The organism is Dongshaea marina (assembly GCF_003072645.1).
Classification (GTDB): Bacteria; Pseudomonadota; Gammaproteobacteria; order Enterobacterales; family Aeromonadaceae; genus Dongshaea; species Dongshaea marina.
On sequence record NZ_CP028897.1, the window covers coordinates 284,511 to 304,390 of the forward strand.

The 19,880-nt window shown below is 53.3% G+C and carries 13 protein-coding genes and 1 pseudogene; 8 read left to right on the top strand and 6 right to left on the bottom strand.

Features of this window, described 5'->3' with window-relative positions:
* Nucleotides 1–123 precede the first annotated feature (123 nt).
* The 4 genes from rpoB to arfB all read left to right on the top strand — a co-directional run bounded on the left by rpoB (nucleotide 124) and on the right by arfB (nucleotide 9,277).
* Nucleotides 124–4,146, top strand: coding sequence for a DNA-directed RNA polymerase subunit beta (rpoB, locus tag DB847_RS01550; RefSeq protein WP_108649133.1), 4,023 nt, complete (start codon nucleotides 124–126; stop codon nucleotides 4,144–4,146).
* 83 nt (nucleotides 4,147–4,229) lie between these two features.
* Complete coding sequence (rpoC, locus tag DB847_RS01555; protein ID WP_108649134.1) at nucleotides 4,230–8,468, top strand: DNA-directed RNA polymerase subunit beta'; 4,239 nt, start codon at nucleotides 4,230–4,232, stop codon at nucleotides 8,466–8,468.
* Between the two features lie 152 nt (nucleotides 8,469–8,620).
* Nucleotides 8,621–8,860 (top strand): VF530 family protein, encoded by a 240-nt coding sequence (locus tag DB847_RS01560; RefSeq protein ID WP_108649135.1) that lies wholly within the window; start codon nucleotides 8,621–8,623, stop codon nucleotides 8,858–8,860.
* Nucleotides 8,861–9,277, top strand: a complete 417-nt coding sequence (gene arfB, locus DB847_RS01565) for an alternative ribosome rescue aminoacyl-tRNA hydrolase ArfB (protein WP_108649136.1) — start codon at nucleotides 8,861–8,863, stop codon at nucleotides 9,275–9,277.
* Nucleotides 9,278–9,301: 24 nt separating this feature from the next.
* Here arfB and DB847_RS01570 read toward each other — a convergent pair whose 3' ends face one another.
* The gene (locus DB847_RS01570) at nucleotides 9,302–10,201 is read right to left on the bottom strand and encodes a LysR family transcriptional regulator (protein ID WP_108649137.1); all 900 of its coding nucleotides are present in this window, start codon (nucleotides 10,199–10,201) and stop codon (nucleotides 9,302–9,304) included.
* 163 nt (nucleotides 10,202–10,364) lie between these two features.
* Here DB847_RS01570 and DB847_RS01575 point away from each other — a divergent pair, with 163 nt between their 5' ends.
* Entirely contained in the window at nucleotides 10,365–10,778 is a 414-nt protein-coding gene (locus tag DB847_RS01575; protein ID WP_108649138.1) for a DoxX family protein, read from the top strand.
* Nucleotides 10,779–10,861: 83 nt separating this feature from the next.
* Here DB847_RS01575 and DB847_RS26480 read toward each other — a convergent pair whose 3' ends face one another.
* The 4 genes from DB847_RS26480 to DB847_RS01595 all read right to left on the bottom strand — a co-directional run bounded on the left by DB847_RS26480 (nucleotide 10,862) and on the right by DB847_RS01595 (nucleotide 14,717).
* A complete protein-coding gene (locus tag DB847_RS26480) occupies nucleotides 10,862–10,945 on the bottom strand; it encodes a cytochrome bd oxidase small subunit, CydX/CbdX family (RefSeq protein ID WP_108649139.1) in 84 nt (27 codons plus the stop codon).
* 10 nt (nucleotides 10,946–10,955) lie between these two features.
* Nucleotides 10,956–12,095, bottom strand: coding sequence for a cytochrome d ubiquinol oxidase subunit II (gene cydB / locus DB847_RS01585; RefSeq protein WP_108649140.1), 1,140 nt, complete (start codon nucleotides 12,093–12,095; stop codon nucleotides 10,956–10,958).
* Nucleotides 12,096–12,105: 10 nt separating this feature from the next.
* Nucleotides 12,106–13,659 (bottom strand): cytochrome ubiquinol oxidase subunit I, encoded by a 1,554-nt coding sequence (locus DB847_RS01590; RefSeq protein WP_108649141.1) that lies wholly within the window; start codon nucleotides 13,657–13,659, stop codon nucleotides 12,106–12,108.
* A gap of 92 nt (nucleotides 13,660–13,751) precedes the next feature.
* The gene (locus DB847_RS01595; protein ID WP_108649142.1) at nucleotides 13,752–14,717 is read right to left on the bottom strand and encodes a TDT family transporter; all 966 of its coding nucleotides are present in this window, start codon (nucleotides 14,715–14,717) and stop codon (nucleotides 13,752–13,754) included.
* A gap of 190 nt (nucleotides 14,718–14,907) precedes the next feature.
* Here DB847_RS01595 and DB847_RS01600 point away from each other — a divergent pair, with 190 nt between their 5' ends.
* From DB847_RS01600 to DB847_RS01610, 3 genes are all read left to right on the top strand, one after another.
* Entirely contained in the window at nucleotides 14,908–15,912 is a 1,005-nt protein-coding gene (locus DB847_RS01600) for a YeiH family protein (protein WP_108649143.1), read from the top strand.
* 107 nt (nucleotides 15,913–16,019) lie between these two features.
* Nucleotides 16,020–16,439, top strand: coding sequence for a hypothetical protein (locus tag DB847_RS01605; protein ID WP_108649144.1), 420 nt, complete (start codon nucleotides 16,020–16,022; stop codon nucleotides 16,437–16,439).
* Between the two features lie 310 nt (nucleotides 16,440–16,749).
* Nucleotides 16,750–17,214, top strand: a complete 465-nt coding sequence (locus DB847_RS01610) for a GNAT family N-acetyltransferase (protein ID WP_108649145.1) — start codon at nucleotides 16,750–16,752, stop codon at nucleotides 17,212–17,214.
* Nucleotides 17,215–17,250: 36 nt separating this feature from the next.
* Here DB847_RS01610 and clpB read toward each other — a convergent pair.
* A pseudogene (gene clpB / locus DB847_RS01615) lies at nucleotides 17,251–19,844 on the bottom strand (ATP-dependent chaperone ClpB).
* Between the last annotated feature and the right edge of the window lie 36 nt (nucleotides 19,845–19,880).

A 19,880-nucleotide genomic window follows, 5' to 3' on the forward strand; every position in this document is an offset into this window, starting at 1 on the left:
TTTCATCCCTTCATCAATGCATGCCCCCGAGGTCGAAACTGACTTCGGTCTGACAAACGGTGTCAGACAGAGCTGTCCCTATCCGGGCAGAGTGGGTCACTTTTCTGCGAGCTGAGGAACCCCATGGTTTACTCTTATACAGAGAAAAAACGAATTCGTAAGGACTTTGGTAAGCGTCCGCAAGTGTTGGGTACGCCTTACCTGCTATCGATTCAGCTTGACTCCTTTAAACAGTTTATTGAGGCTGACCCGGACGGTGAGTATGGCCTCGAAGCCGCGTTCAGGAGTGTTTTTCCTATTACAAGTTACTCAGGCTATTCTGAGCTGCAATATGTCAGCTTCCGCCTGGGCGAACCTGTATTTGATGTCAAAGAATGTCAGATTCGAGGTGTGACTTATGCCGCGCCACTAAGAGTCAAGTTACGCCTGGTGCTCTATGATAAAGACGCACCGGCGGGAACTGTCAAAGATATCAAAGAGCAAGAAGTTTACATGGGCGAAATTCCGCTCATGACCGAGAACGGTACCTTTGTCATCAATGGTACTGAGCGGGTTATTGTTTCCCAGTTGCACCGTAGTCCCGGTGTATTCTTCGATCACGACCGAGGAAAGACACACTCCTCTGGTAAGGTTCTGTACAACGCACGCGTGATTCCTTATCGCGGATCCTGGCTCGACTTCGAGTTTGATCCTAAGGATAACCTGTTTGTACGTATCGACCGTCGCCGTAAGTTGCCTGCGACGATCATCCTGCGTGCGCTCGAGTTTACTACCGAGGAGATCCTCGAGAGCTTCTTCGAGACCATAAGTTTCCGTCTTCAGGACAACAAGCTGCTGATGAAGCTGGTTCCTGCGCGCCTGCGTGGTGAAGTAGCAGCATTCGATATCCGTGATGGATCGGATGTGGTCGTCGAGCAGGGACGTCGCATCACTGCGCGTCACATTCGTCAGCTGGAAAAGTCCGGCATCGAGTGGCTTGAAGTACCCCTTGAATACATTGTTGGCAAGGTTTCTGCGAAGGACTATGTCAATGCTGATACCGGTGAAGTTGTTGTTGCAGCGAACACCGAGCTGAATCTGGAGCTGCTGGCATCCATCGCTCAGGCTGGTTTCAAGGACTTTGATGTTCTTTATACCAACGAGCTGGACCAGGGATCTTATATCTCTGATACCCTGCGCATCGATTCTTCAACCAACCGCCTTGAGGCCCTGGTTGAGATCTATCGTATGATGCGTCCGGGCGAGCCACCAACCCGTGAAGCAGCAGAGCAACTGTTCGAGAATCTGTTCTTCAGTGAAGATCGCTACGATCTGTCCACTGTAGGTCGGATGAAGTTTAATCGTCGCCTCAAGCGTGAAGAGCTGACCGGTCTTGGAACCCTGACCAAAGAAGACATCCTGGATGTCATGCGCCAGCTAATCGAGATCCGCAACGGGCGTGACGAAGTAGACGACATCGATCACCTGGGTAACCGTCGTATCCGTTCTGTCGGTGAGATGGCTGAGAACCAGTTCCGTGTTGGTCTGGTACGTGTTGAGCGTGCGGTCCGTGAGCGTCTGTCCCTGGGTGACCTGGACAGCCTGATGCCTCAGGATCTGATCAATGCCAAGCCTATCTCTGCGGCAGTGAAAGAGTTCTTCGGCTCTTCTCAGCTGTCCCAGTTTATGGATCAGAACAACCCGCTGTCTGAGATCACCCACAAGCGTCGTATCTCTGCACTGGGTCCGGGCGGTCTGACACGTGAGCGTGCAGGCTTTGAGGTTCGAGACGTACACCCGACTCACTATGGTCGTCTGTGTCCTATCGAAACCCCTGAAGGTCCGAACATCGGTCTGATCAACTCGCTGTCGCTGTATGCGCGTACCAACGAGTTTGGCTTCCTGGAGACGCCATACCGTAAGGTGGTCGACTGTAAGATTACCGATGAAGTAGATTACCTCTCTGCAATCGAAGAGGGTAACTATGTCATCGCTCAGGCAAACGCTGATGTTGATGATGAAGGCCGCCTCAAAGATGAGCTGGTTCCTTGTCGTTACCGCAGCGAAGCAACCTTCATGAACGCTGAACAGATCCAGTATATGGACGTTTCTCCTCAGCAGGTTGTTTCGGTCGCAGCATCCTTGATTCCATTCCTTGAGCACGATGATGCGAACCGTGCATTGATGGGATCGAACATGCAACGTCAGGCTGTTCCGACCCTGCGTGCTGATAAGCCGCTGGTTGGTACGGGTCTGGAGCGTGCGGTTGCGGTTGACTCCGGTGTTGCCGTTGTTGCTAAGCGTGGTGGTCTGGTTGATTACGCCGATGCATCCCGCGTGGTCGTTAAAGTGAATGAAGATGAGCTGGTTCCAGGTGAAGCAGGCATCGACATCTACAACCTGACCAAGTACACCCGTTCTAACCAGAACACCTGTATCAACCAGCGTGTCTGTGTGAGCCAGGGTGAGATGGTTCGTGGTGGTGATGTGCTGGCCGATGGTCCTTCAACGGATCTGGGTGAGCTGGCTCTGGGTCAGAACCTGCGCGTGGCATTCATGCCATGGAACGGTTACAACTTCGAGGATTCTATCCTCATCTCTGAGCGTGTCGTTCAGGAAGATCGTCTGACCACCATTCACATTCAGGAACTTTCCTGTATCGCGCGTGATACCAAGCTGGGTCCAGAAGAGATCACGGCTGATATCCCGAACGTGGGTGAAGCGGCTCTGTCCAAGCTGGATGAGTCCGGTATCGTTTACGTGGGCGCGGAAGTGAAGGGTGGCGACATCCTGACCGGCAAGGTAACACCTAAGGGTGAAACCCAGCTGACTCCGGAAGAGAAGCTGCTGCGTGCGATCTTCGGTGAGAAGGCTTCCGATGTGAAGGACTCCTCACTGCGTGTACCGAACAGTGTTTCCGGTACCGTTATCGACGTTCAGGTATTTACCCGTGACGGCGTTGAGAAAGACAAGCGTGCTCAGGAAATCGAAGCTTCTCAGCTTAAAGAAGCGAAGAAAGACCTGACCGAAGAGTTCTCCATCCTTGAAGATGGTATCTACTCTCGTGCCAAGTCCCTGCTGATCAATGCTGGTATCAGCGAAGCTCAACTGGACGGGATGCCTCGTTCCAAGTGGCTGGAGCAGACTCTGAGTGACGAAGCTCAGCAGCTCGAGCTGGAGCAGATCGCCGAGCAGCATGCCGAGATCAAAGAAGACTTCGACAAGAAGTTTGACGTGAAGCGTCGCAAGATCACCCAGGGTGATGATCTGGCACCTGGCGTGCTGAAGATCGTTAAGGTTTACCTGGCGGTTAAGCGTCGTATCCAGCCTGGTGATAAGATGGCGGGTCGTCACGGTAACAAGGGTGTAATTTCCACCATTGTTCCTGTTGAAGATATGCCTTATGACCACAAGGGTAACCCGGTCGACATCGTTCTGAACCCATTGGGCGTACCATCGCGTATGAACATAGGTCAGATCCTTGAGACTCACCTTGGCCTGGCTGCACGTGGTATCGGTGACAAGATTGAAGACATGCTCAAAGAGCAGCGTGAAATTGCGCACATGCGTGAATTCCTGCAGCAGGTCTACGATCTGGGTGACTCGCGTCAGAAGATTAATATCGCCGAGCTCGACGATAAGGAAGTGATGGTACTGGCACAGAACCTGCGTAAGGGGATGCCAATTGCTACACCTGCCTTTGATGGTGCTCGCGAGAAAGAGATCAAGCAGTTGCTGACTCTGGGTGACCTGCCGGATTCCGGTCAGATCACTCTGTACGACGGTCGTTCCAGTATGCCATTTGAGCGTGCGGTGACCGTGGGCTATATGTATATGCTGAAGCTGAATCACCTTGTCGATGACAAGATGCATGCTCGTTCTACCGGCTCTTACAGCTTGGTAACACAGCAGCCTCTGGGTGGTAAGGCACAGTTCGGTGGTCAGCGCTTCGGTGAGATGGAAGTGTGGGCCCTGGAAGCATATGGTGCAGCTTATACACTGCAAGAGATGTTGACGGTTAAGTCGGATGATGTGAATGGTCGTACTAAGATGTATAAGAACATCGTGGACGGCGATCACAGCATGGAGCCGGGCATCCCCGAATCCTTTAACGTCTTGCTGAAGGAAATCCGCTCTCTGGGTATCAATATCGATCTCGAAGAGTAGTTTCCTAGCCTTTGCTAAACGCGAAAGCATTAATGTTGGCGCCCTTCGGGGCGCCAGGTATTAACTCCTGACAGGAGATGAACGTGAAAGACTTACTCAAGTTTCTCAAAGCGCAGAGCAAGACCGAAGAGTTCGATACCATCAAGATCGGTCTGGCCTCTCCGGATATGATCCGTTCCTGGTCATTTGGTGAGGTAAAGAAGCCTGAGACTATCAATTACCGGACCTTCAAGCCTGAGCGTGACGGCTTGTTCTGTGCGCGAATTTTTGGTCCGGTAAAAGATTACGAGTGTCTGTGTGGCAAGTACAAGCGCCTCAAGCACCGTGGTGTTATCTGTGAAAAATGTGGTGTTGAAGTAACTCAGGCCAAGGTGCGTCGTGAGCGGATGGGTCATATTGAACTGGCTTCTCCGGTTGCACACATCTGGTTCCTGAAGTCACTGCCATCGCGCATCGGCTTGCTGCTTGATATGACCCTGCGTGATATCGAGCGTGTTCTCTATTTCGAATCATACGTGGTGATTGAGCCGGGTATGACCAACCTCGAAAAGGGACAGATGCTGACCGAAGAGCAGTATCTGGATGCCCTGGAAGAGTGGGGTGATGAGTTCGACGCCCGCATGGGTGCCGAAGCGGTTCTGGGTCTTCTCAAGGATATCGATCTCGCTGCCGAGATTGAAACCATCCGTGAAGAGCTGGAGCAGACCAACTCTGACACCAAGCGCAAGAAGGGTACCAAGCGCCTCAAGCTGCTGGAAGCCTTCCTCTACTCAGGAAACAACCCTGAGTGGATGATCCTGACCGTTCTGCCGGTTCTGCCGCCAGATCTGCGCCCACTGGTTCCTCTGGATGGTGGCCGTTTCGCGACTTCGGATCTGAACGATTTGTATCGCCGGGTGATCAACCGTAACAACCGACTCAAGCGCCTGCTGGATCTGGCCGCGCCGGATATCATCGTTCGCAACGAAAAGCGGATGCTGCAAGAGTCTGTTGATGCGCTGCTGGATAATGGTCGTCGCGGTCGTGCGATTACCGGTTCTAACAAGCGTCCTCTGAAGTCCCTGGCCGACATGATCAAGGGTAAGCAGGGTCGTTTCCGTCAGAACCTGCTGGGTAAGCGTGTTGACTACTCAGGCCGTTCGGTTATCACCGTAGGTCCTACTCTGCGTCTGCACCAGTGTGGCCTGCCAAAGAAGATGGCTCTGGAGCTGTTCAAGCCATTCATCTACGGTAAGCTGGAAGCTCGTGGCTTGGCAACCACCATCAAGGGTGCCAAGAAGATGGTTGAGCGCGAAGAGCCGGTGGTATGGGATATCCTCGACGGAGTGATCCGTGAGCATCCGGTACTGCTGAACCGTGCACCAACCCTGCACCGTCTGGGTATCCAGGCATTTGAACCTGTGCTGATCGAAGGTAAAGCGATCCAGCTGCACCCACTGGTGTGTGCGGCCTATAACGCTGACTTCGATGGTGACCAGATGGCTGTTCACGTACCGCTGACGCTGGAAGCCCAGCTCGAAGCGCGTGCGCTGATGATGTCTACCAACAACATCCTGTCGCCTGCACACGGTGAGCCAATCATCGTTCCTTCTCAGGACGTGATCCTGGGTCTGTACTACATGACCCGCGATAAGGTGAATGCCAAGGGTGAAGGCATGCTGCTGACCAGTGCGAAAGAAGCCGAAAAGGTTTATCGCGCCGGCCACGCCGAGCTGCACGCCCGCGTCAAGGTTCGTATCACTGAATACGTGCGTGACGAAGATGGTGAGCTGCAGCCGCAGACCTCTGTTAAAGACACCACAGTGGGTCGTGCGATCCTGTCGCTGATCATGCCTAAGGGTCTGCCGTTTGAGCTGGTTGATTGTGCCCTGGGTAAGAAGCAGATCTCGAATCTGGTTAACAACAGTTACCGTGCTCTGGGTCTGAAAGATACCGTTATCTTTGCTGACCAGCTGATGTATACCGGTTTCCAGTATGCAACCCTGTCGGGTGTGTCTGTTGGTATCAACGACATGGTGATCCCTGCTGCGAAGAAAGAGATCATCGAAGCTGCCGAAGCCGAAGTTACCGAGATCCAGGACCAGTTCCAGTCCGGTCTGGTTACCGCGGGTGAGCGTTATAACAAGGTTATCGATATCTGGGCCAGCGCCAACGAGAAAGTCTCTAAGGCGATGATGGACAACCTGTCCAAAGATCTGGTGACAGACCGTGACGGTAACGAAGTTGAGCAGGACTCCTTCAACAGCATCTTCATGATGGCTGACTCGGGCGCTCGTGGTAGTGCCGCACAGATTCGTCAGTTGGCGGGTATGCGTGGTCTGATGGCTAAGCCGGATGGCTCAATCATCGAAACCCCGATCGTGGCGAACTTCCGTGAAGGTCTGAACGTACTCCAGTACTTCATCTCGACTCACGGTGCTCGTAAGGGTCTGGCGGATACCGCACTGAAGACAGCGAACTCAGGTTACCTGACTCGTCGTCTGGTTGACGTTGCTCAGGATCTGGTGGTGAACGAGGACGACTGTGGCACCCTGGACGGTCTGTGGATGACTCCGCTGATCGAAGGTGGTGACGTTGTTGAGCCGTTGCGTGAGCGTGTTCTGGGCCGTGTTGTTGCCGAGGATGTGATCAAGCCGGGAACCGAGAATGAAGTCCTGATCGAGCGTAACACCCTGCTGGATGAAGCATGGTGTGACATCATCGAGGCAAGCTCCGTAGACCGCATCAAGGTTCGCTCCGTAATCACCTGTGATACCGACCATGGTGTGTGCTGTAACTGTTACGGCCGTGACCTGGCACGTGGCCACCTGGTGAACAAGGGTGAGTCTATCGGTGTTATCGCGGCACAGTCTATCGGTGAGCCGGGTACCCAGCTGACGATGCGTACCTTCCACATCGGTGGTGCGGCATCGCGTGCGGCGGCAGAGTCCAGCATTCAGATCAAGAATGCAGGTTCTATCAAGCTGCAGAATGCGAAGTTTGTTGAGAACAGTGAAGGCCAGCTGGTTATCACTTCTCGCTCCTCTGAGATGAGCATCATCGATGAGCTGGGCCAGACCAAAGAGATGCACAAGCTGCCTTACGGTTCGGTCCTGACCAAGAAGGATGGTGAAGCGGTCAGTGGTGGTGAGACCATCGCGAACTGGGATCCGCATACGCACCCAATCATCACTGAGGTGGCGGGTCGTATCAAGTTCATCGACATGGTTGAGAGTGTGACCATCACACGTCAGACCGATGAGCTGACGGGTCTGTCCTCTATCGTTGTTATGGATGCGAACGAGCGTACCAGTGGTGGTAAGGATATGCGTCCAACCATCAAGCTGGTCGATGAGAAAGACAACGAAGTGATGATCCCGGGTACCGATGTACCGGCTCTGTACTTCCTGCCTGGCGGCGCGATCGTCCAGCTGGAAGATGGTGCTGAGGTGAAGGTCGGTGATGCACTGGCGCGTCTGCCTCAGGAATCTGGCGGTACCAAGGATATCACCGGTGGTCTGCCACGAGTGGCGGATCTGTTCGAAGCTCGTATGCCGAAAGAGCCTGCGATCCTGGCTGAGATCTCCGGTACCATCTCGTTTGGTAAAGAGACCAAAGGTAAGCGTCGTCTGGTAATCACCCCGCTTGAGGGTGGCGATCAGCACGAAGAGATGATTCCTAAGTGGCGTAACCTCAACGTGTTTGAGGGTGAGAAAGTCGAGAAGGGTGAAGTTCTGGCCGATGGCCCAGAGTCCCAGCACGACATTCTGCGTCTGCGTGGAATCAGCCCGGTTGCGAACTTTATCGCGAACGAGGTTCAGGACGTTTACCGCCTGCAGGGGGTTAAGATCAACGACAAGCACATCGAGGTTATCGTCAACCAGATGCTGCGTCGCTGTGAAATCATCCACCCTGGTGATACTAACTTCATCTCTGGTGAGCAGCTCGAGTACGCTCGGGTGAAGATCGCTAACCGTGAGCTGGAAGCAGAAGGCAAGCAGCCTGCAACCTTCCGCCGCATCCTGATGGGTATCACTAAGGCGTCTCTGAGCACCGAGTCCTTCATCTCCGCGGCCTCGTTCCAGGAGACAACCCGAGTTCTGACCGAAGCCGCCGTTGGTGGTAAGGCCGATGAACTGCGTGGCCTGAAGGAGAACGTGATCGTGGGTCGTCTGATCCCTGCCGGTACCGGCTTTGCTTATCACAACGAGCGCATGCGTAAGCGTGATGCGGCCGTCAGTGGTGAGGAAGTAGTACCTCAGATCACTGCGGATGAAGCCGAGCAGAACCTGGCTAACCTGCTGAACGCTGCTGGCTCACTGGGTCAAAATCCTGCTGAGTAATAGCGAGCGTCTCGCATGAAAAGGCCGTCCTCAGGGGCGGCCTTTTGTTTATGGGGAGCTCCCCTGAGAATTAATCAAACTATAGTAGAGTGCTTTTTTGAGAGCTATCAGGCTGGCTCTCAAGAGAGTGATTCACCAGGATAAAGAATGTCATGAGCGATGCACAACCCAATAATCCATTGCATGGGATCACCCTGCAGCAGATAGTTACCGAGCTGGTAGAACACTATGGCTGGGAGGAGCTGGGAGAGCGGATCAACATCCGCTGCTTTACCCATGATCCCAGTATCAAATCCAGCCTGAAATTTTTGCGTAAGACCCAGTGGGCCAGGGATAAGGTAGAGGCGCTGTATGTCCGAACCAAGCAGAGCCCCTGGGGTATGAAACGCTAGATGCCGCTTCAATTATCCGCTCGGGTGAGTATCCCGGATGATGAGCTTGAGATGAACGCAATCCGTGCTCAGGGGGCCGGTGGCCAGAACGTTAACAAGGTCTCCTCGGCGATTCATCTTAGGTTCGATATCAAAGCAAGCTCATTGCCTGAATTTTACAAGGAGCGACTGCTTGGCCTCAAAGACTCGCGGATCACCGCTCAGGGAGTTATCGTGATCAAGGCTCAGCAATATCGCACTCAGGAGCAGAACCGCGAAGATGCTCTGGAGCGGTTAAAGGCGCTGATCCTCAAGGCGATAGAGACCCAAAAGGCTCGCAGGGCGACCAAACCTACCCGCTCCTCTCAGCGTAAGCGCCTCGACAGCAAGAGTAAGCATTCGGCCCTTAAGAAGAGTCGGGGTAAGGTCGGTTATTAGGGCGGCCCTTGTGGCAGCAAAGCCTCATCTCAGGGGGCTATTGCACCTATCTGGACCCCACTTTTCCACCATAAAATCGATAAGGCGGCGTACCGCCGGAAGTTGATAGCTGCGCGATAGGTAGACGGCCCACAGGGCGTTCTCCGGCTGCTGATAGTCCGTCAGCAGGGGGAGGAGCTGACCGGACTCTATCAGGGGTAGTGCAAGATCATCTTCGAGGCGGATGATCCCTCGCCCCTTCAGGGCTGCCTGTACCAGGACCCCGAAGTCATTTGCCCTGATATTTCCGCTAACCTGCACCTCGTGCTGATTTCCCTGTTTCGACAGTTGCCAGCGATCCCGATTCATGTGGATCAGGCAGTTATGCTGGCTTAGCTGCTCCGGATATTGCGGGGTGCCATGGCGTGCAAGATAGTCACGGCTGGCGCAGATCTGTTTATTCTGGGTCAGCAGGTGACGGGCAATCCAGGGCTGCTCCGGGTTAGGGGTAAAGCGCAGTGCTATATCGACCCTGTCCTCGATGAGCTGGATGAAATCATCGGATAGCCGGAGATCAAAGCTGACTTCCGGGTGGAGCTTGATAAACTCATCAATCAGCTCAAACAGCATGCTTTGAGCAAAGGCGAGTGGGGATGCCAGGCGGATGGTGCCGCTGAGTGTCTCGGTTTTCCTGTGGGCTGCAATCTGCAGCTCGGCGGCCTCATTGAGGATCCGTTCGCAATGATGGAGGGCCTCCTCTCCCGATGAGGTAAGGCTTACCCGGCGGGTAGTCCGATGCAGCAGCCGCTGCTGCAACCAGGATTCCAACTCCTGAACATGACGTGAGACCTGCAGGCGGCTTAAGCCTAAATTCTCTGCGGCCCGGGTGAAGCTTGAGGTCTGGGCCACCTCGGCGAAACTGCGCATCGCGATGAGCTTATCCATTAGTAACTCTTTTTGAAACAATCTGTCTCATTTTAGGCATATTTAATGCTCAAATCACACCAATTAGACTGGAGTGAATTTTACAAGGGCTCAGGAGTCGCAATGGCTGCTCCCGGGCGTGAGCGAATGGCTGCCTGCGGTAGCCCGACCAAGAGAGAGATTGATGGATAGAATAAATAGACTCCTGTCCCATGAGGATTTGGCAAAGCTCATTTTGCGGTTGTCACTGGCAGTGTTGCTGCTATTTCATGGGGTATCCAAGATACTACATCCGCAGATTTTGGCATTTGTCGAGGCCCAGGTAGCCGCAGCCGGTTTGCCTCACATCACTAGCTATGGGGTGTTTGTCGGTGAACTATTGGCACCATTGCTGCTGATTTTTGGTATCTACAGTCGGGTTGCTGGCTTACTTGTGGTGGTAAACATGCTATTTGCCCTGATGCTGGTTCACTTCACCCAGTTTATGATGCTTGGAGATAGTGGGGGCTGGAAACTGGAGCTCCAGATGTTTTATCTAATCAGTGGCCTGCTGGTCTTATTACTTGGATCCGGGAATTATGCCCTTAAAGGGGATTGAAGCTTAATTCGGCCTTGCTTGTGCTTGGGAGTCTGGCTAGCGATGGCAGTTAGCAGCAGCCTCCTTTAGGAGGCTGCTTCTGCTCAGTGTTTCTCCATGGATAGGGCGATGACACTACACAGGAGGATGGCCATATGGACTCCGATAACCCAGGTGATGTACCACATGATGAATCTCCTAATAGAGTGAATGAGGGTTCTGCTCAATATGCTCTTTGGTGACCCGTCCAAACATTTTTTTGTGGGTCCAGCTGGTATAGAACAGGATCAAGGGGAGTAGAATGGCAGCCGCGATCAGCATGATCATCAGGGTTTTTTGAGATGAACTGGCATTCCACAGGGTTAGACTTGAGTCCGGGTTTGTAATGGATGGCATCACGAAGGGGAACATGGAGAAACCTGCCGTCAGTATGATCCCTGCAATCTTGGTTGAGCTACAGATAAATGCGCCAACAGGGCGTGCCGCTCTGGCCATCATCCAGCAACCGATGCAGCCGAGAATGCCTGTGATGGGGGCAAACACCATCCAGGGATGGAGGCTATAGTTGTTTAGCCAGGCCCCGGCCTCAGTAACGACGCTTTTTAGCTGTGGATTACTCGGAGCTGAAGGGTTGATGGGGCCGGAGATGATAAAACCATCGAGTCCGTAAGCAACCCAGAGCCCGGCGAGAGTAAAGAATATCGCGGTGAGTAATGCGCAGATAATGGCCGCAAGGCGTGCCCGGCTGGCGACCTCATCCTGGGTTTTCATCATCAGGTAACTTGCGCCCTGAGTGAGGATCATTAATGCGCTGATGACTGCACAGATAAGAGCAAAGGGATTGAGTAACTCAAAGAAGCTCCCGCTGTAGATGGGGCGCATCCATTCGCTAAAATGAAAAGGAACCCCCTGCAATAGGTTGCCAAAGGCAATTCCACAAATAAGAGGGGGGAGCAGGCTCCCAAGGGCTAATAGCCAATCCCAGCTATGCCGCCAGAGTGGGTGCTCAATTTTGGATCGATAGTCAAAGGCAACCGGACGCAGATACAGGGCTACGAGCAGCAGCACCATGGCAATGTAGAATCCGGAAAAGGCGGTGGCATACACCAGGGGCCAGGCTGCGAACAGAGCTCCACCGGCACAGATGAGCCAGACCTGATTACCATCCCAGTGTGGGGCGATGGCATTGATGGCGATACGTCGCTGGGTATCATTGTCACCCACGAATGGGATCAGCATACCTACGCCCATATCAAATCCATCCATGATCGCAAAGCCGATCAGCAGGGCACCAATCAACACCCACCAGATAAGCCTCAATGTTTCATAGTCGATCATCCTTTGCTCCTTATGCTGTCTGTTCGAAGTGATAGCGGCCTGTATGCATGCTGCTTGGGCCACGGCGGGCAAATCGGCACATCAGGTAGATCTCAACCATAAAGAGAAGTGAGTACACCAGGGGGATCGTGATAAGAGAGAACCAAAGATCACCAGGAGACAGACTGGATGCCGAAAAAATGGTGGGTAATACACCGGAGATACTCCAGGGTTGTCTGCCATATTCGGCGACAAACCAACCACACTCGGCAGCAATCCAGGGAAGGGGCATGGCAAGCAGGCAAGTCTTAAGTAGCCATGAGTGCTGACCTATCTTGCGTTTGAGAGTTACGTAGAAAGCCAGGGCAAAGATGATGAACATAGCGATTCCACAGCCCACCATGATCCGAAAGCTCCAGAAGATGGGAGCCACCCGGGGGATGGTATCTCTGGCCGCAGCTTTGATTTGTGACTCGCTCGCATCGGTCACCTCAGCTGTGTATTTTTTCAGGAGCAGTCCGTAGCCCAGATCGTCTTTGATCCGGTTAAATTCGGTCAGGGTTTGCATGGAGTCGTCCCCGGCTCTTAGCTTTTTGAGCAGGGCATAAGCTGCGATCCCGCTGCGGATGCGTTGTTCATGCTCCTGCATCAGCTCGGTAAGGCCTGTCACCTGTTTATCCAGGGAGCGGGTTGCGATGATGCCTAGCAGATAAGGGATTCGGATCGCATAATTGTCGGTCATGGCTTGCTGATCGGGAAGTGCAGCCAGGGTGAAGGCAGCTGGAGCAGGTTCGGTATGCCACTCGGCCTCAATGGCAGCAAGCTTGGTTTGCTGCACGTCCCCCAGGGTATAGCCCGACTCATCCCCCAGCATAATCACAGAGATCACCGAGACCATGCCGAAGGTCGCCGCGATGGCAAAAGAGCGTTTGGCGAAGGCAAGATCGCGTTTTCTGAGAAGGTAGTAGGAGGAGACCCCTAATACAAAGAGGGCCCCCACACAGTAACAGGCCGCAACCGTATGCAGAAATTTGACCTGGGCCACTGGGTTGAGGATGACCTCACTGAAGCTGGTGACTTCCATCCGCATGGTCTGCCAGTTAAACTCTGAGCCCACCGGATTTTGCATCCAGGCATTACCAACCAGGATCCACAGGGCGGAGAGGTTGGTGCCAATGGCGGTAAGCCAGGTGCAGGCCAGGTGAGCCCGCTTGCTCATCCGATCCCAGCCAAAAAAGAACATGCCAACGAAGGTGGACTCAAGAAAGAAGGCCATCATTCCCTCAATGGCCAGTGGGGCACCAAATACCGAGCCGGCATAGTGGGAGTAATAGGCCCAGTTCATCCCGAACTCAAACTCCATGGTCAGCCCGGTCGCTACGCCCATCGCGAAGTTGATGCCAAAGAGCTTCCCCCAGAATTGTGTCATGTCCTTATAGATGGGCTTATTCGTCAGGACATAGATGGACTCCATGATCACCAGCATAAAACTCATGCCAAGAGTCAGGGGGACAAACAGAAAGTGAAACAGGGCGACGGCAGCAAACTGCAATCGGGATAGATCGACCAGGTGTTCAGAGAGCATAGAGATACCAAGGTGTAACCAAAAGAAACGATAGAAAGTGGATGGAGAAAGCAAGGCTGGCTCATCCCTGAGCTCAGCTGGCTTGAACCTGACTATGTAGAATGAATTAATTTGGGCTCCGGCAGGATTGCAATCAGGTAGCGTAGGGCGACATAGGTCACGATCACTGTGGCGACGGCCAGCTCAAGGTTGGCGAGGATCCTAAGCTGATGTGCATACCTGTGAAACATCTCCCAACCCATCATCAGGTGCGACAGCTTGTAGATGGCGGTGGCACCAATCACCATAGGGAAGGTGAAGGCGGCATATCCAGGGCTAAAGGGCAGCTTGAGTAGCCGGAAGAAAGCCATGTAGATGATGGCCGTCATCAGTACCGCGATGCCAAACAGCAAAGCAACCAGTAGCGGGGAGGGAGCTGATTCGATCGTCAGATAACCGGCCAGGGAGAGGCTCGCCGGTGCCGCCATGATGGCGATGGTTGGTTTGGCTGAATCCGGAACCTCGTGAGAGAAGATAAGACGATGGGTCATCACCGGCAGCATGATGAAGTAGCAGATGATCCCGAAAATCAGTAGTCCATAGGCCAGGTTCTGGAAGTGGAGCCCGGGAAACGAGACACAGGCGACTATGATCCCGACCGGGGGGACAAACCAGCTGGGGACCATATGATGGAGCTTAAACTCTTTAGCCCTGTGCCAGGTAAAAACAGCAAGAAAGATCAGATGCAGTACCACCGCAAACAGCCATAAAGCCTCTCCCCAGAATGCTGTCAGCTTACCCAGGGCGTTAGAGACTACCATGGTTGCCATCGCAAAGGTTGGCACCACGCTGCCGACCACAGGGTGTGCCAGATCGCCCCACAATAGCTTGGGGTGGCAGATAAATTTACCCAGCAGGATCAGCAGTAACACAGCGGCAATGGCGGCTCCCAGCAGCTGGCCATGGCCATGCAGTGGTGCTGCATTTTCCCAGCTCCATCCAAGGCTAGAGATACCAAGTGCTAACCCTGCCATGGGGGTTGGGGCTCCTGCCAGTTTGGAATAGGTTCGATAGATCATAATGCAGACTCACTCAAAGAAACTGAGAGAATGCTAGCATGGAGAGTGTTATTCAAAATATCGAGTAATTTTTTATGTCTTGTTTTATAAAACTTAACAATAAGTAGCTCTAGGGGAATTTCCCTGTTATGAACCCTGGCAACCCGTTATGATCCTGGCAGAGCAACCAACTGAATTAATGAGATAAATTTTGATACTGATTGCCAGTTTTGAAGGGATGAAAAGAGGCTTTTCCGGGGTCTTGCTCTGTGTGGCATTGGCCGGATGCGGGATAGTATTGAATCGCTGGATCCCGATAGGTGCGGTCACCATCACCATTATCCTGGGATTTGTGGTGGGTAACCTGATACCTCTGCCTAAGACGCTGGATACAGGGATCCGCTTTTCGGAAAAGCAGTTGCTTGGGCTGGCGATCATGCTATTGGGATCCAAGCTTAATTTCGTGATGCTGAGTCAGTTAGGGCTCAAGGCGATACTGGTGATCCTGCTCGGGCTGGCATTTACTATCTGCATTGGCTTTTTTGTGGGGCGCCTGCTTAAGCTGGATGGAAAGCTGGCGCTGCTGCTTGGAATTGGGAATGGGATCTGTGGTAGCTCGGCCATTGCGGCCGCCTCGCCCGTAGTACAAGGCAAGGCAGAGCAGATGGTCCTGGCGGTCACCGTGGTTAACTTTCTGGGAACCCTGGGGATCTTTATTCTTCCGCTGATCGCTCATCTCACCCTTGGCTCGGCCCCGTTAGAGCAGGGGATCCTCATTGGAAATACTCTGCAGGCGGTCGGGCAGGTTTCTGCTGCGGGTTTTGCGATGGGGGATCAGATTGGCCAGGGGGCAATGATTATCAAGATGGGGCGGATCCTGATGTTGGGGCCCATTTTGTTATTGCTGGCTCTGTTGCTCAGCCGGGCACAGAACAGAGAATCGGTTGCCGGAAAGCGCCAATTTCCGATACCACCCTTTATCATCGGCTTTGCGCTGTTGGCTGTGGTCGCCTCACTGCATATCCTTCCAGCAGGACTAGTCTCGGGCATTGGTGATATCAGCGAACTGATCCTGACGGTCGCGATGGCGGGGATGGGTCTTAAGATCCGCTTTGATAGCATAATTCGTTATGGGGCGGGAGCGCTGGGTGCCGGAGCTCTGATCTGGGCTTTGCAGATCCTGTTTACCCTGTTACTGCTACTCTCTTTGTACTAACAGAGCTGCAGGCAAAGAGCTATTGAAGGCTTGTTTAAGAGGAGAAAGCTCAGGGCCGGTGGTAAATGAGTTTCTAATTGATTGCATTTTTATGTCAGGAGTAAAGGATGACGCTCAAACGAAACCTTAGTTTTTTTGCATACCTGGTCGTTATGATAGGGGGTCTTATCCTGCTGCAGGCCTGCAGCACAGCGAGCCAGGATAAACCTCTGTATAAAAAGCTCACTTCGCAGCAGCGGGCGGCGATAGTTACCCAGGAGATGACCCGGGTCTTGAGTCTTAATGATGAGATCCAATCTAAAATTCTGGGGATCAACCTGCTTTCGACTCGCAAGATCCAGGATGTGTGGAATTCATCTTTGTCGCCCGAGATCAAACAACAAAAAGTAGAGCAATTGATGAGAGAGCGGGAGCAGATGTTTAAGCAACTGTTATCTCCCGTTCAGATGAAACTCTACTACCAGAGAAAAGATGAACTCAAAGAAGATCTAATTGAATACAGATCACAAAAATCTCAAGCAGGTTGATCCTGGTTGCAGGGGGAACCTATTGCAGGATCTGTCAGTTGAGAGCTCCTGACTCCTGACTTAGGCTTGAGGCAGGAGCTCAGGGCGTTGTTATGAAGCAGGGAGGCGTTATGGAGCAGGAACAGGATCTTGAAACCCGGCGCTGTAATCGTTGTATTACAGCCTGTGCTGTGTTGGGAGCGCTGTTGATCATCTGTGCTCTTGCCCTGCTGGTCTGCCTTTTTGGCTGATAATAGAGCGGTTTGGCTATCTTTGAGTCTCAACAATATGCTAGCTTAGTTTTTGTACGGCAGGTGCATGGAGAGACATCATGGATATTCGTCCTATACAGAAGGACAGTCTTCAGATATTACATAATCTTGCTCAGGCTCATGAGGCTGAGTTTTCCGCTATCACAGGCAAACTGCCCAATCAGCATGGGATCTTCAGCCTGGATACTCAGCTTGATGAGGAGCACTCAGGATTTCTGCTGTTTCAGCAGGATATCCCGGTTGGATTTGCCGTGATAGGCCAGGCTGAAGGACGCCACGATATTGCAGAGTTTTATGTGATCCCCTCGGCGCGCAAACAGGGGCTTGGCTTTGAGTTTGCCAGCTGGCTGTTTGATCATCATCCCGGGGCCTGGCAGGTGAGGCAAATTCAGGAGGCCGATGGTGGCCGCTGCTTCTGGCAGAAGGTGATCGCCCGTTATACGGACCATGATTATAGTGAGTCCAGGATCAAGGACCCTGTGTGGGGAGATATCACCCGGCAGATCTTCAGCTCCCAGGGATAAAAAAACCGCTGCCAGTTGGCAGCGGTTTTTTTAGTTTTAAGCCTTGGCTGATTCGCGGCGGGCCTTGAACTTGAGGCCCTGCTTGCCCATCTCCAGGGTGACAGGCTGCTCCGGCTGAATCTTTCCGGAGAGTATCGCCTGGGCCAGCGGGTTCTCCAGCTGTTGCTGAATCGCACGCTTGAGTGGCCTTGCCCCGAATACGGGATCGAATCCAGCTTCTGAAATCTGTTCCAGTAGTTGGTCTGAGAGCTTAACCTTGTATCCCTTCTCTTCGATACGACTGAGCAGGCCCTGCAGCTGGATCTTGGCAATCGACTTGATGTTGTCGCTGCTCAGAGGGTGGAATACCACACTCTCATCGATCCGGTTGATAAACTCGGGGCGGAAGCTCTGGCCAACCACCTCCATGATCAGCGCCTTCATGCCTGAATAGTCAATCTGTCCATGATGCTCCTGGATCAGGTCCGAGCCTAGGTTCGAGGTCATGATCACAACCGTGTTGCGAAAATCGACCGTCCGTCCCTGACCGTCGGTCAGGCGACCATCATCAAGCACCTGCAGCAGGATGTTAAACACATCCGGATGGGCTTTTTCTACCTCATCGAGCAGGATCACCGAGTAAGGCTTACGGCGTACCGCCTCGGTCAGGTATCCCCCTCCTCATAGCCGACATAGCCCGGAGGTGCCCCGACCAGGCGAGCGACCGAATGCTTCTCCATAAACTCGGACATATCGATCCGCACCATAGCATCTGAGCTATCGAACATGAACTCGGCCAGTGCCTTACACAGCTCGGTCTTACCGACCCCGGTTGGCCCGAGGAATAAAAATGATCCCATGGGGCGGTTTGGATCGGACAGGCCGGCGCGGCTACGACGCAGCGCATTAGAAACCGCACTCACGGCTTCTTCCTGGCCGATGACCCGCTGGTGGAGGTGCTCCTCCATCTTCAGCAGTTTTTCACGCTCACCCTCGAGCATCTTGCTGACCGGGATCCCGGTAGCCCGGGACAGGACCTCGGCAATTTCGGCATCGGTGACTCGGCTTTTGACCAGCTGCTGCTCCTGCATCTCGGCCTGAGAGGCGAGATCTAGCTGCTTCTCAAGATCAGGTATTCGCCCATACTGGAGCTCAGACATCCGACCCAGATCGCCGGCGCGGCGAGCCACTTCCAGATCGTGACGAGCCTGCTCAAGCTCACCCTTGATATGCTGGGTGCCTGCCAGGGCAGCCTTTTCTGCTTTCCAGACCTCTTCGAGTTCGGAATATTTCTTATCCTTCTCGTTGATCTCCTGGTTAATCAGATCCAGGCGCTTCTTACTGGCATCATCATCCTCTTTCATCAGCGCCTGCTGCTCCAGCTTAAGCTGAATGATCCGCCGTTCCAGCTTATCCATGGCTTCCGGCTTGGAGTCGATCTCCAGACGGATACTCGATGCCGCCTCATCGATGAGATCGATAGCCTTATCTGGTAGCTGGCGATCCGAAATATAGCGATGGGACAGAGTCGCTGCCGCAACGATCGCAGGATCCGTGATCTGCACATGATGATGCAGCTCGTAACGCTCTTTGAGACCCCGCAAGATGGCAATGGTATCTTCAACGCTTGGCTCATCCACCAGAACCTTCTGGAAGCGACGCTCCAGGGCCGCATCTTTTTCTACATACTGGCGGTATTCATCCAGGGTGGTTGCGCCAACACAGTGCAGCTCTCCCCTTGCCAGGGCAGGCTTGAGCATGTTTCCGGCATCCATGGCGCCTTCGCCTTTACCTGCGCCAACCATGGTATGCAGTTCATCAATAAACAGGATGATGTTGCCTTCCTGCTGAGCTAGCTCATTGAGGACTGACTTGAGGCGCTCCTCAAATTCTCCCCGGTATTTGGCTCCGGCGATCAAGGCCCCCATATCCAGGCTCAGGACTCGCTTGTTTTTGAGCCCTTCAGGGATCTCACCATTGATGATCCGCTGAGCCAGTCCTTCGACAATCGCGGTTTTACCCACCCCGGGCTCACCGATCAGCACCGGGTTATTCTTGGTTCGGCGCTGCAGAACCTGGATGGTACGGCGGATCTCATCATCACGGCCGATCACTGGATCCAGTTTCCCCTGTTCGGCGCGGGCGGTGAGATCTATGGTAAATTTTTCCAGGGCCTGGCGGCTCTCCTCAGCGTTTGGATCATCGACATTCTGTCCGCCGCGGATCTCATCGATCGCCTTTTCAATCTTCTCTTTGGTGATCTGCTGAGCCTTGAGCAGATCGCCCAGGGTTCCACGCTCTTCAACGGCGGCTAGCGCAAAGAGTTCGGATGAAATATATTTATCATTTCTTTTCTGTGCCAGCTTGTCACACAGGTTGAGCAGTCGGCCTAACTGAGGTGAAAGCTGTACGTCACCACCAAATCCATCAACCCGTGGCAGACGATCCAGCGCCTCAGACAGTTGGGAGCGGAAGCTGGCAACCTCTGCGCCTGAAAGCATCAGCAGGCTGCGCATCACTCCACCATCTTGGTTGAGCAGTGCCTGCATCAGATGAATGGGTTCGATATATTGGTGGTCACGGCCCAATGCCAGAGACTGTGCATCTGACAGAGCCAACTGAAATTTACTAGTTAAACGGTCTAGTCGCATTTAGTCCCTCTCTGAAATTAGTTATCGTATAAACGA